General features: G+C 33.3%; 13 protein-coding genes. 7 read left to right on the top strand and 6 right to left on the bottom strand.

Features of this window, described 5'->3' with window-relative positions; genetic code table 11:
- Positions 1-30 precede the first annotated feature (30 nt).
- From HNP35_RS03580 to HNP35_RS03565, 4 genes are all read right to left on the bottom strand, one after another.
- Complete coding sequence (locus HNP35_RS03580) at positions 31-1098, bottom strand: efflux RND transporter periplasmic adaptor subunit (RefSeq protein WP_184158392.1); 1068 nt, start codon at positions 1096-1098, stop codon at positions 31-33.
- Between the two features lie 12 nt (positions 1099-1110).
- Positions 1111-2442 carry a TolC family protein gene (locus HNP35_RS03575; RefSeq protein ID WP_184158394.1) on the bottom strand — a complete coding sequence of 444 codons (1332 nt, stop codon included), beginning with the start codon at positions 2440-2442 and terminating at the stop codon, positions 1111-1113.
- Positions 2443-2537: 95 nt separating this feature from the next.
- The gene (locus HNP35_RS03570) at positions 2538-3137 is read right to left on the bottom strand and encodes a TetR/AcrR family transcriptional regulator (RefSeq protein ID WP_184158396.1); all 600 of its coding nucleotides are present in this window, start codon (positions 3135-3137) and stop codon (positions 2538-2540) included.
- A gap of 110 nt (positions 3138-3247) precedes the next feature.
- On the bottom strand, positions 3248-3769 hold the full coding sequence (locus HNP35_RS03565) for a YceI family protein (RefSeq protein ID WP_184158398.1): 522 nt from the start codon (positions 3767-3769) through the stop codon (positions 3248-3250).
- Between the two features lie 267 nt (positions 3770-4036).
- On the opposite strand from HNP35_RS03565, the gene HNP35_RS03560 reads away from it, so the two are divergent.
- Positions 4037-5011: a polyprenyl synthetase family protein gene (locus HNP35_RS03560; RefSeq protein WP_184158400.1), complete on the top strand. Its 975-nt coding sequence runs from the start codon at positions 4037-4039 to the stop codon at positions 5009-5011.
- A gap of 52 nt (positions 5012-5063) precedes the next feature.
- The gene (locus HNP35_RS03555; protein WP_184158402.1) at positions 5064-5417 is read left to right on the top strand and encodes a hypothetical protein; all 354 of its coding nucleotides are present in this window, start codon (positions 5064-5066) and stop codon (positions 5415-5417) included.
- Between the two features lie 29 nt (positions 5418-5446).
- Here the strand turns inward: HNP35_RS03555 and HNP35_RS03550 are convergent, their stop codons facing one another.
- Positions 5447-5962, bottom strand: a complete 516-nt coding sequence (locus tag HNP35_RS03550; protein ID WP_184158404.1) for a hypothetical protein — start codon at positions 5960-5962, stop codon at positions 5447-5449.
- A 42-nt stretch (positions 5963-6004) separates the two neighbouring features.
- The gene (locus HNP35_RS03545; RefSeq protein WP_184158406.1) at positions 6005-6556 is read right to left on the bottom strand and encodes a hypothetical protein; all 552 of its coding nucleotides are present in this window, start codon (positions 6554-6556) and stop codon (positions 6005-6007) included.
- Between the two features lie 117 nt (positions 6557-6673).
- On the opposite strand from HNP35_RS03545, the gene HNP35_RS03540 reads away from it, so the two are divergent.
- The 5 genes from HNP35_RS03540 to HNP35_RS03520 all read left to right on the top strand — a co-directional run bounded on the left by HNP35_RS03540 (position 6674) and on the right by HNP35_RS03520 (position 13195).
- A complete protein-coding gene (locus HNP35_RS03540) occupies positions 6674-9448 on the top strand; it encodes a 2-oxoglutarate dehydrogenase E1 component (RefSeq protein WP_184158408.1) in 2775 nt (924 codons plus the stop codon).
- 89 nt (positions 9449-9537) lie between these two features.
- Positions 9538-10782, top strand: a complete 1245-nt coding sequence (odhB, locus tag HNP35_RS03535) for a 2-oxoglutarate dehydrogenase complex dihydrolipoyllysine-residue succinyltransferase (protein ID WP_184158410.1) — start codon at positions 9538-9540, stop codon at positions 10780-10782.
- 203 nt (positions 10783-10985) lie between these two features.
- Positions 10986-11318 (top strand): hypothetical protein, encoded by a 333-nt coding sequence (locus HNP35_RS03530; RefSeq protein WP_184158412.1) that lies wholly within the window; start codon positions 10986-10988, stop codon positions 11316-11318.
- 21 nt (positions 11319-11339) lie between these two features.
- Positions 11340-11639: a hypothetical protein gene (locus HNP35_RS03525; protein ID WP_184158414.1), complete on the top strand. Its 300-nt coding sequence runs from the start codon at positions 11340-11342 to the stop codon at positions 11637-11639.
- A 5-nt stretch (positions 11640-11644) separates the two neighbouring features.
- The gene (locus HNP35_RS03520) at positions 11645-13195 is read left to right on the top strand and encodes a PepSY-associated TM helix domain-containing protein (protein WP_184158416.1); all 1551 of its coding nucleotides are present in this window, start codon (positions 11645-11647) and stop codon (positions 13193-13195) included.
- Positions 13196-13235: the final 40 nt, after the last annotated feature.

Genomic DNA, 13235 nt, shown 5'->3' with positions numbered 1-13235 from the left:
GCTTAAAGCTTACTGCTTATAGCCTATTGCTTATTTAATAATTTCTACTGTATTTCCGTCTTGTAAGTTGATTTGACCTGTAACAATTACAGTTTCTCCATCATTTAAACCATTAATGATTTCAACTTTATCTCCTAAGATTCTTCCAGCAACTACTTTTTTCAATTTCGCTACATTGTTTTCTACTACGAAGATTTCATTACTGCTTACACTTCCAACAAAAGCATTTCTAGGAACCACTTTTAAGTTTTGTTTTTGGTTGTTTGAACCAAAGTTTGCTGTTCCGTACATACCTGCTTTCAAATCATTGTTAGCGTTGTTTGTAATTTCAATTTCAACAGGGAAATTTAAAGAAGCATCCGCTTTTGCAGCAATGAACGTAATTTTTCCAGAGAAAGTTTTATCAGGATAAACACTAGCAGTAATATTTACTGTGTTTCCTAATCTTAAACTTGCTACCTGAGTTTCGTTTACTGTAACAGCCAATTTTAATTTAGAAACGTTTACAATATCAAATAAAGCAGTTGCAGGCATTCCAGCTAAAATAGATCCTGGCTCAACATATTTTTTGTTGATGTATCCGTTAATTGGAGCTTTTACTTTAGTATCTCCTACATTAATATTTGCTTGAGTTAAATTAGACTGAGCATTTGTCATAGCCAATTTTGCTTGATCTAATTGTTGTTTAGTAACACCGCCAGTTTTAAAAGCATTTTCGTATCTCGCATAATCCGCTTTTGCATTTTGATAAACAGCCTGAGCTTGTTGTGCATTTACATTAATAACATCACCTCTTACCGTTAAAAGAGTTTGTCCAACTCTCACATAATCACCTTCTTTTACTAAAACGCTGATTACTTTTCCAGATTTTTCAGCAGAGAAAGTCAATTCTTGAATTGGTGCAAAGTTTCCGTTGGCAGTAAAACCAAGATTAACATCTTCTGTTTTTACCGTTGCTACTTTTACAGAAACCGCCGCATTTTTTTCTGCTACAATTGCAGTTTTTCCTTCATTTTCAGCTTTATTCTTATTTAAAATGAAGTTAATCCCGACAAGTGCCACGACTATGATTACGATTGTTATAATTATTTTTTTCATTGTAATAATTTGTTATTTAGTAAGAGATTTTAGTTCGCCTTTTGATTTGATTAGAGATATTTCGGCAATTTTATAATTTAAAACTGCTCTAGTATAATTATTTTGAGCTTCAAGTGATGCATTTTCAGCGTCTAGCAAATCGGTTAAAGATGCTAAACCTTGAAGATAATTGTTTTTGGTATTGCTCAGAATTTCAGTTGCCAAACGCATATTTTCTCTCTGATTTTCAATTGTCACCAAGTTGTTATCAATTTGAGCCATTGCATTTCTGTAATCTAAATCAAGTGACAATTTAGTGTCTTTGATATCTTCTTGAAGTTCTCTAATTTGAACATCTGCTTGTCTTACTTTAGCACGAGTCCCAAAACCTGTAAAGATTGGTACGTGTAAGTTTAAAGCAATCGCAGAGAAATCTGACCAGTAAACTCCTTTTTCTGGTTTTGCAAACCAAGGAAATTCAGGACCTTGACCAATATAGTTGTAACCTGCAGATAAAGAAAGTGTTGGATAATATGCAGCTTCAGTAGCTTTTTTATTAAAAACTAAAAGCTCTTCTTGTTTTTTCAAAAGTAGATATTCTGTTCTGTTTTCAATATTTGGCTCTTGAGTTAAAGCAGCTGGAACAACTTCAAATTCTTCTTTTGGTAAAACGATTTGAGTTTCAATTGGCATTCCCATGTAAAACTTCAAAGCATTTTCTTGTAAAGTAATCTGATTTTTAATTTGCTGACGTTCTGTATCAATGTTAGACATTTTAACCACAATACGATCTAAGTCTATTTTTTTAGCTAAACCATTGTCAAATTGACCTTTTACGATGTCACGAACTTTTGTAGTATTTACATAATTGCTATCCAAAAGGATCAATCTTTCCTGCTGAACATATACAGAATAATAGTTATTAGCAACTCTCTCAATAACTTGCTCTTCTGTTAACTGATCGTTGATTTGGTAAAACTCGCGTGTAGTTCTTGCCGCTTTTAATCCTGTAAAAACAGATTGATCAAAAATAGCTTGAGTTAAAGAAAGCCCTGCAGTAGAAGTCCATTTTTGACCAAAAGCTGCCTGAATTGTAGTTCCCGGTTGTCCAAATCCTGCACCATCAATAACAGTTGTCTGAATGATTGGATTATGTGTCAAGTTTCCGTTTGCACTAATTTGAGGCAATGCTCTAGAACGCACTTCCTGAATTTGATACTCACTATTTTCAACCTGAAGTTTTGCTTTTTTTGCATCCGCTTTATTCTGAAGCGCATAATTGACAGCGTCTTTCAGAGTTAAAGTGGTTTGTGCGTTGGCAGACAAGCCAATGGCACACAAAAATATAAGAAGGATTCTTTTCATAAGTAGTTAAATATTTATTTTTTTAAATTTTGAGATAGTACCGCCACTATTCCATCCTCACTCAGAATAATGACGTTTGGATATATTTGGATGAATTAATTATTTATTCTTTTTAGTTGCTTTTCTAATTCCTCGACTCCTTTTGGAGTAGCCATTGCACGAGTATGATATTCTAATGCTTCTAATTCTATTCTTTGAGCTTCACTTTCAGAAACCGTATTTTCATTAATATGAAAAACCAATGTGTAATAAAACTTCACATAAACCTCAATATTTAGATCGCTTCTGTAAAGTCCTTCACGAATTCCTTTTTCGATATTATCTCTAAAACATTTTGTACATTGATCGATTTCGATAGAAAGGATATTTTGGTAAATCTCTGGATAATGTTTTTTGGGCTGATAAATTGGCGAAGTATCAATGTTGTTTTTAAACATGTCACGAAACATTTCTCTAATCTCAAAATTTTCATGAATAGCATTATAATTCTTTGCAATAATGGTATCCATAATTTCGTGAACTTGTCCGTGAACCATTGAAGTGCTTTCTTCGATCAGAACCTCTTTATTGCAGAAATATTTGTATATCGTTTTTTTAGAAATACACATTTCACCTGCAATATCATCCATCGTAACACTCTTAAAACCAAGCTTTAAAAATAACTCGCTTGCTTTTGAAATTATTTTCTCTTTCATCTTAAACTCCTCAAATTGCATTACAAATATACCTCGGAAACTCAAATCAAAAAAAATAGTTTCCGTTTAATTTGTAATAATTTTACATTAATTTATTGATTTAGTAAGAATTATATGCTAAATTCTAGATTTGCTATAATTTTGATGTCTTTTCCTAAAGCTGCGCCATTTGCATGATTGAAAGAACCGTATTCTAAACCAAAATCTTCACGCTTCACATTTCCTTTTATTTCAAAAGCAACTTTTTTCTGTCCGTTGTGCATATTCTCTCCTAGAAATTCTGCATCCAATTCTACTACTCTCGTAACATCTTTGATTGTTAGATCTCCTTTGAAAAAATTAATATTCTGATTTACTTTCTGAAATGAAGTCGATTTGAAACTGATTATTGGATGTTCATCTTCTTCAAAAAAGTCTTGAAGTTGTAAATACGCATCGATTGATTGGAAACTTTCATTTTTATTATTGATATCTAATGAGAATTCAACCGAAGCATCTTCAATCTCATTATCTTCAATATTTACATAACCATCAAATTTATTGGCAGTTCCTCCTACATAAGCCGTTCTTGATCGTCTCATTTTTAATAAAACGTCTGATTGCGCTGAATCTAAAGTCCATGTTGTTTTCATAAAAACCTGATTTAATTAAGTTTATAAATCATTAAAAACTTGATATGGAAACTTTTTTAGTGTTATGAGTTTCCAATTAACGCTGCAAATATAAACAGGAAACTGAGAATACCAAAAAAGTTTCCAAGTTTTTTTTGTTTTTTTAATGGATTAATTTTGAGTTGTTTTACCCCTAAACATTAAATGTTTGTCAGCATTTGACATTTATCAGGAAATAATTCATAATTGAATTGTATCTTTGAGGCTCGTAAATCAGATTTTCATTTTATGCACGATATTAGTCAGTACCAGGATTTTTTTATTGATTATTTAAAAAAGCAAAACATTCACAAAGAGCCTGTAAATCTCTATGAACCGATTGAATACATATTAGGACTTGGCGGAAAACGCATTCGCCCTGTTTTAACTTTAATGGCTGCTGAAGTTTTTGATACTGATTATGCTACTGCACTTCCTGCCGCGATGGCTGTAGAAGTTTTCCATAACTTTTCTCTTGTTCATGATGATATAATGGATGACGCACCTTTGCGAAGAGGACAAGTAACGGTTCACGAAAAATGGAATTTAAACACCGGTATTCTTTCTGGCGATGCGATGCTGATTTTGGCTTATCAGTATTTTGAGCAATACGAGCCAAATGTTTTTAGAAACCTTGCCAAATTATTCAGCAAAACAGCTCTTGAAGTTTGCGAAGGACAACAATGGGATGTGGATTTTGAAACTCGTAAAGACGTTACGATTCCGGAATATTTGAAAATGATCGAATATAAAACAGCTGTCTTAGTTGCCGCTGCCATGAAAATGGGTGCCATTGTTGCCAAAACTTCTGAAAAAGAAGCCGATTTAATTTATGATTTCGGACTGAATTTAGGCTTAGCTTTTCAACTTCAAGATGATTATTTAGATGCTTTTGGAGATCCGGAAACTTTTGGAAAACAAGTTGGCGGTGATATTATCGAAAACAAAAAAACCTATTTATACTTAAAAGCTTTAGAATTTTCTTCTAAAGAAAAAGCCTCAGAATTAGAACAATTATTTACTTTACAATTAGAAGATAATTCGGAGAAAATTGAAACTGCCAAAGCAATTTTTAACGAATCGGGAGCATCAAAAGCAACTCAAGAAGCTATCGAAATGTACACTTTTAAAGCTTTTGAAACTTTAGAAAAAATGGAAATTAATTCTGAAAAGAAAGACGTTCTGAGAACTTTCGGAGAAAATTTAATGGGAAGAAAAGTTTAGTGTTCAGTATTCAGTTTCAGTATTCAGAAAAAAAACTAAAATCTAAAATCTCATGTTTGTAGCACCAGCAAATACCGAATCTTTATTAGCGCAAGCGCAAGCAGAGACTTTATATCTAAACTTAATTGAACAGATCAATAAAGATTTTAATCTGGCCAATGAAGGTATCGATTTTCCATTAAGCATTTCGCCCGACGAACTGAAAATTCAGCTTCACGAAAAGATTTACAGAATGATTCAGTACAAGTTTGCTGAATATTTGAATCTACTTTATATAATTGATGTTCCAGAAAACGAAATCAAACAACTTGATGGTTCAGATTTGGTAATTTTGGCTGAACAAGTTGCGTTTTTGATTTTAAAAAGGGAATGGCAAAAAGTTTGGTTTCGCAACTATTATAAATAAAGTTGCTAAGGTTCTGAGATGCTAAGATTCTAAGTTTTTTTTGCAATTTCGATTTTTAAAATCTCATGTCTCATTTTTCCATAAGTAATCCTAACATTCAGACCATTTTTAAATATTCCGTTATTTGTTTTAGTAAAAGTATTAAAACGCCCTAATAGAGCATCTTCATATTGAAAATTAATTGAATCTACTCTAAATCTCTCTATGGTTACCCATCCTCTTCGAGAAGCCGGACTGAAACTTTCGAAATTAGAAATTTTCCCTTCAACCACCATCACGTTTGGAGATTTAAAGAGATTCTGAATTCTTTTTTCGGTAGTATCTGTTGTATATAATTTCAAATAGAAAAATACAATTATCGACAAGCTAAAAATTGCACCAACTGACCACAATAATATCATTTTTTCATAATCATCATTTTTCTTTTTGAATCTTTTAATTAAAATCCAAAGAACAAATGATACAATTGCAATCCAAAAAAAGACATCAAAGGATTTTGTATTACTTGGTAATTCCGAAACAGACCAATATGTATAATAATTCATCTAAAAAAACTTAGAATCTTAGCATCTCAGAACCTTAGCCCCTTAAAAATAAACTCTCACAAAAGGCATAAATCCAGATCCGTAAAGGCTTTTATTCGGATTATACAAAACATCGTAACGAGCGCCGATGGTGACGCTTCCCGTTCTGTAACCTGCTCCTAAATACAGTGCTGTATTCCAATAACTATCAGAATATGAAGGTCTGTTGAAATTAGATTCATATCTGGTGTCTATTCTAACTTGTTCCAATTCTGCAGACAATTGAATTTCTGGAATTGGATTTACAAGCGTTATTAAACTTCCTCCATAAACGTACGATTCATAATAATCTCTCGAGTTTAGATATCCAAATTGCAATCCGACACCAACGGCAACAATTTCATTAACATTGTAAATTGCACTTGGCATTACAGAAATATCTGTATAACCAGAACCAAATCCTAGACCTAAACCTCCTCCAAACTGAACTTTATCCCAGAAATGGCTACTGTTGTCTATGACATAATTTTGCTGTGCGAAAGAATAACTTGAGAAAAAGACGGTCAAAATCACAAAATAATATCTGCAATCGATTGAAAAATGAATTTTATTCATAGTTAACGTTTATTTTAACAAATTTTTACGTAAAAGTACGTAAAAAAAAGATTTAAATAAATGTGATTGTTGTACTTTTGCCTTTCTAATATAACAAAAAGTATATTCACTCATATTATGGATAGGTTTTCATTTTTAAACGCAGCGCATACCGAGTTCTTTGCACAATTATACGATCAATATTTAGTTAACCCAGACAGCGTAGAGCCTAGCTGGAGAAGTTTCTTTCAAGGTTTTGACTTTGGACAAACGACTTATAACGACGAAAATCCAGTGCAAACGATCGTTGAGTACGTGACTAGCGACAATACAGATTACAGTCAAGTTTCAGAAAAACTAAAGAAAGAATTCAACGTTTTAAAATTAATTGACGGATACCGTACGCGCGGACATTTATTCACAAAAACAAATCCTGTTCGTGATCGTAGAACTTCATCTCCAACTTTGGATATTGAAAACTTCGGATTATCTGCAGCCGATCTTTCAACTGTTTTTGATGCTGCTCAAACAATTGGATTGGCACCTTCTTCTTTACAAGATATTGTAAATCGCCTTAAAGCTATTTACTGCCAGCATATCGGTATTGAATATATGTATATTAGAAATCCTGGCGTTGTAAAATGGATTCAAGATAAATTAGCTGTAAATGTAAATCAGCCTAATTTTTCTACAGACGAAAAGAAAACAATCTTAAATAAATTAAACGAAGCTGTATCTTTTGAGAACTTCCTTCATACTAAATATGTTGGACAAAAACGTTTCTCATTAGAAGGTGGAGAATCTATCATTCCTGCTTTAGATGCTTTAATAGAACAAGCTGCAGAAAAAGGTGTTGAACAATTCGTAATGGGAATGGCTCACCGTGGCCGTTTGAACGTTTTGGCAAATATCTTCGGAAAATCTACTCAGGATATTTTTGGTGAATTTGACGGAAAAGATTACGATCAGGAATATTTTGACGGTGACGTAAAATACCATTTAGGCCTTACTGCTGATAAAAAAACAAGATCTGGAAAAAGCATCAACATCAATTTAGCACCAAATCCTTCTCACTTAGAAACTGTTGGAGCTGTAATTGAAGGTATCACAAGAGCAAAACAAGACAAATATTTTGCTGATGATTTCTCTAAAGTATTACCAATCGCTGTTCACGGTGATGCTGCAATCGCAGGTCAGGGTATACTTTATGAAATCATTCAAATGGCACAATTAGATGGTTACAAAACTGGAGGAACAATCCATATTGTAATCAATAACCAAGTTGGATTTACGACTAACTATTTAGATGCTCGTTCTTCTACTTACTGTACAGATGTTGCAAAAGTAACTTTGTCTCCAGTATTACACGTAAATGCTGATGATGCTGAAGCTGTTGTACACGCTGTATCTTTTGCATTGGACTACAGAATGCAGTTTGGACGTGACGTATTTATCGATTTATTAGGATACAGAAAATACGGTCATAACGAAGGTGATGAACCTCGTTTCACACAGCCAGTTTTATACAAAATCATTGCTAAACACAAAAACCCAAGAGACATCTACGCTGAGAAATTATTATCTGAAGGCGTAATCGATGCTTCTTATGTTAATGGTTTAGAAAAACAATACAAATCGGCTTTAGAAGAAAACTTAGAAGCTTCTCGTAAAAAAGATTTGACAATCATTACTCCATTCATGAAAAACGAATGGGAAGGATTTGTTCAGGTAACTGATACACAAATGCTTCAAAAAGTAGATACTACTTTTGCTAAAGAAGGTTTAGATTCTATCATCAATACTATTTCAACTTTACCTTCTGACAAAAAGTTCATCAACAAGATAACTAAAATTGTTACAGACAGAAAAGTTGGATACGACAACAACACTCTTGATTGGGGAACTGCTGAAGCATTGGCTTACGGATCTCTTTTAACAGAAGGATTTGATGTTCGTATTTCAGGACAAGACGTTGAACGTGGTACATTCTCTCACCGTCATGCTGTAGTAAAAGTTGAAGATTCTGAAGAAGAAGTAATTCTTTTAGATGCAATCGAAAACAAAAAAGGAAAATTCGGAGTATTCAACTCTCTTTTATCTGAATACGGTGTTTTAGGTTTTGATTATGGATATGCATTAGCGAACCCAAAAGCCTTAACCATCTGGGAAGCGCAATTTGGAGATTTCTCTAACGGTGCTCAGATCATGATTGACCAATATATTTCTTGTGGAGAAGATAAATGGAACAACCAAAATGGTATTGTGATGTTGTTACCACACGGTTATGAAGGTCAAGGTGCTGAACACTCTTCTGCTAGAATGGAACGTTACTTACAACTTTGTGCAAGACATAATATGTATGTGGCTGACTGTACAACTCCTGCAAACTTCTTCCACTTGTTGAGAAGACAAATGAAAACAAACTTCCGTAAACCATTGGTAGTTTTCTCTCCAAAAAGTTTACTACGTGATCCAAGATGTGTTTCTACAGTTGAGGAATTAGCAACAGGAAGTTTCCAAGAAACAATTGATGATAATACAGTAGATAAAAAGAAAGTAAAAACTTTAGTTTTCTGTACAGGTAAATTCTATTACGATATTGTAGCTGAAAGAGAAAACAACGGAAGAAATGATGTTGCTGTTGTTCGTATCGAGCAATTATTCCCTTTCCCAGTTGAGCAAATCAAAGAAATCATTGCAAAATATCCAAATGCAGATGATTATGTTTGGGCTCAGGAAGAACCTAAAAACATGGGAGCTTACAGCTTTATGTTAATGAACTTTGATCTTGTAAAATGGAGATTAGCTTCATTAAAAGCATACTCTGCTCCGGCATCAGGAAGTTACACACGTGCAAAACGTCGTCATGCAGATGCAATTAGAATGGTATTCGATAAAAATTTATTCAGATAAAAAAATGTTCCAAGTTTCAAGTTTCAGGTTTCAAGTTTAACAGCCTGAAACCTAAAACTTGAAACCATAAAACCTTAAACAAAACAAAGATGATTTTAGAAATGAAAGTCCCATCACCAGGGGAATCAATAAAAGAAGTTGAAATTGCAACTTGGTTAGTAAAAGACGGAGATTATGTAGAAAAAGATCAGGCTATTGCTGAAGTTGATTCAGATAAAGCTACTCTTGAATTACCTGCTGAAATGAGCGGTGTAATTACACTAAAAGCAGAAGAAGGTGATACCGTTGCAGTTGGTGCTGTAGTTTGTTTAATTGATACAGATGCTGCTAAACCAGTAGGTGATGCACCAGCAGCTCCAGCAGCTGAAGCTCCGAAAGCTGAGGCTCCAAAGGCAGAAGTAAAAGCGGAAGCTCCAAAAGCAGAACCAGTTCAAGCTCCGGCAGCAACAAGTTATGCAGCAGGAACTCCTTCTCCAGCAGCAAGAAAAATATTAGATGAAAAAAATATAGCTCCAGCAACTGTAACAGGAACTGGTAAAGGCGGAAGAATCACTAAAGATGATGCTGTAAATGCAGTACCTTCTATGGGAACTCCAACTGGTGGAAGCCGTGGAACTGAGCGTACAAAATTATCTATGTTACGTCGTAAAGTAGCAGAAAGATTGGTTTCAGCTAAAAACGAAACTGCTATGTTGACTACTTTCAACGAAGTAAACATGACGCCAATTAACCAAATTCGTAATGAATACAAAGATGCTTTCAAAGCTAAACATGGAGGTTTAGGTTTAGGTTTCATGTCATTCTTTACAAAAGCAGTTACAAGAGCTTTACAATTATATCCAGATGTTAACTCTATGATGGATGGTGATTACAAAATCGCTTACGATTTTGCCGATATCTCTATCGCAGTTTCTGGACCAAAAGGGTTAATGGTTCCTGTTGTTCGTAATGCTGAATTATTAACTTTCCGCGGAATTGAAGCTGAAATCAAAAGATTAGCTTTAAGAGCTCGTGATGGTCAAATTACAGTTGACGATATGACTGGAGGAACTTTCACAATCACTAATGGTGGTGTTTTTGGAAGTATGCTATCAACTCCAATTATCAACCCTCCTCAATCAGGAATCTTAGGAATGCACAACATCATCGAGCGTCCAATCGCTGTAAACGGAAAAGTGGAAATTCACCCAATGATGTACGTTGCTCTTTCTTACGATCACCGAATCATCGACGGACGTGAGTCTGTTGGTTTCTTAGTTGCTGTGAAAGAAGCTTTAGAAAACCCTGTAGAATTATTAATGAATGGCGATGCTAAACGTGCTTTAGAATTGTAATCATTATAATTTTCAATTATATACAAAACCTGTTCATTCATTTGGACAGGTTTTTTTATTTAAAAACTATTAGTTGGAGTAAAATTCAAATTAATTTTTAAAAATTAATTTAGAATGAATAAGAATAACTTGCATTGTTTCATTTGATAACTTAGATTTGCACAATCAAAAAACAAATTTAAAACCATCTCAATCTATAAAAAATGATTACAATTGCCAGTCTTATTGTTTTTTTAGCTTTTTACACACTCTATTACACTTCTAAAAGAGCTGTTTTATCGTACGATTTAGGTTTTGAAAAATGGATGAAAAACAATCCAAAACCAACAAAAATAATTGGCCTATTATTATTAGGAACAGCTTATTTGATGTGGCTTTTTACACAATCATTAGGTTGTGGCACTTTAATGTTTTTTATTCAGTTAATGACAATCGGAAGCTTAATCATCATACTTACCCCTTTAAAAAAAGTAAATAGTAAAGCACTTCTAGCACTGCTAATATTGATTGCGCTATTAGAATTTTATTACAACTAATTACCATTTTCAAATTACAATATGCCAGCAAATTCAAAATATTTAAATCCTGCTTTTTGGCCTCGCTTTTCTAAAATTACAGCTGCAATTTTAGGAGGATACTTTGTTTCTGTTTCTTTTCACTTAGCATTAGCTACTTGGTTCAGTCGTGCAGATGTTCTTATAACAATGGCTTTCAGCGGTTTTATTCTTTGGGTAGCATTAATGGTGATTGCATTTTTAGCCAAAAGTGGCTGGAAAATATGGGGAATTTATATTCTTCTTACTCTACTTTTCTGTCTTTTCATTTATCTAGGTCAAACCTATAACACGGCGAAATAATTTTTATGAACAACCGTCATTATAATATCTATTTTCATACTCACACTGTAAGCGGAATTGTGATCAGTGTCGTTCTATTTGTAATTTTCTTTGCTGGATCTTTTTCTTTTTTTAGAGATGAAATTATCAATTGGGAAAGAAGTGAATCTACAGCAATTACAAGAGAAATTCAGCTTGACTACAACAAAGCGCTAGAGCATCTTGATAAAAAATATATTCTGCACGGTAGAAACATCACTATTTCTAAACCATCTATCGAAGAAAGAGTTGGGGTTTACATGGAAGGGACTAAAGATACTTTGGCTCCAGCCAAACAAAAAGAAGGACAATTTTTCTATTTAAATCCAAAAAACTATAAATCTTTTACTTACGAAGAATCTTATTCTTTAGGAGAACTTTTATATCGTCTGCATTTCTTGGCACAAATTCCTTATCCGATTGGTTATTATTTATCGGGTTTTGTTGCTTTGTTTTTCTTGTTTGCAATTGTAACTGGAGTTTTACTTCACTGGAATAAAATTGTTTCAAACTTTTATATTTTCCGTCCAAAGGAAAAATTAAAAACACTTTGGACTGATGCACACACAGCATTAGGAATGATTGGTCTTCCATTTCAATTTGTTTATGCAGTTACCGGAGCTTTCTTTATGATTAAATTGCTTATTGTCGCTCCAGCCGTAATGGCTTTGTATAACGGAGATCAAGATAAATTATACAAAGAGCTAGAATACACCGATCCTGATTATAAATTTGAAAACAAAAAACTAGCAAACCCTTTTGATATAGATGCATTGGTTGCTAAAACAAAAAAGAACTGGGCCGATTTTGAAATCACTCGAGTTTTTATACAGAATTATGGCGATGCCAATATGCACGTTTTGGTTGAAGGCGAATTGCTAAGTCATAAAAAATTTACTGGAATCGGAAAAGTCGTTTATCGCATTGCAGACGGAAAAGAAATTGCTAAAAAAGATCCAATCGCTCAAACTAGCTATCTCGATGTTGTAAAAAATGTTTTATACAGAATACATTTTGGAGATTACGGCGGATATGCTTTAAAAATAGTAAGTTTCCTTTTAGGAATTATAACTTGTTTTGTAATTATCTCAGGAGTTATGATTTGGTTGGTTGCCAGACAAAAAAATAATATGCCCGAAAAGAAAAGACGTTTTAATGCTGCTGTCGTTCGTATTTATCTGGCAATTTGCTTGAGCATGTATCCTATTACAGCATTGTCTTTTATTGGAAGTAAAATTTTCTATCCGTTAAGTCAGTCTAATTTGTTTACACTTTATTTTGGAGGATGGTTATTGCTGACAATATTCTTTATCATTAAAAAGAATGATGGATTTACCAATAAATTCTGTCTGATTTCTGGAAGCATTTTAGGATTTTTGATTCCAATTACCAACGGAATTGTTTCAGGAGATTGGTTTTGGAATTCTTTCATGGAAAATAAAATTCAAATTTTCTTTATCGATGTTTTCTGGATTTTCTTAGCTTCAATTTCATTATATGTCGCTTATCATTTAAAACCTAAAAAAGCGGTTGTTTAATTAAGCTTTTACAAAAAATTTTAATCTCGCAAAGACGCTA

This window comes from Flavobacterium notoginsengisoli, assembly GCF_014207905.1.
Taxonomy (GTDB): Bacteria; Bacteroidota; Bacteroidia; order Flavobacteriales; family Flavobacteriaceae; genus Flavobacterium; species Flavobacterium notoginsengisoli_A.
The sequence above is the reverse complement of the archived record's forward strand: the minus strand, read 5'-3'. Positions and strand labels throughout refer to the sequence as shown.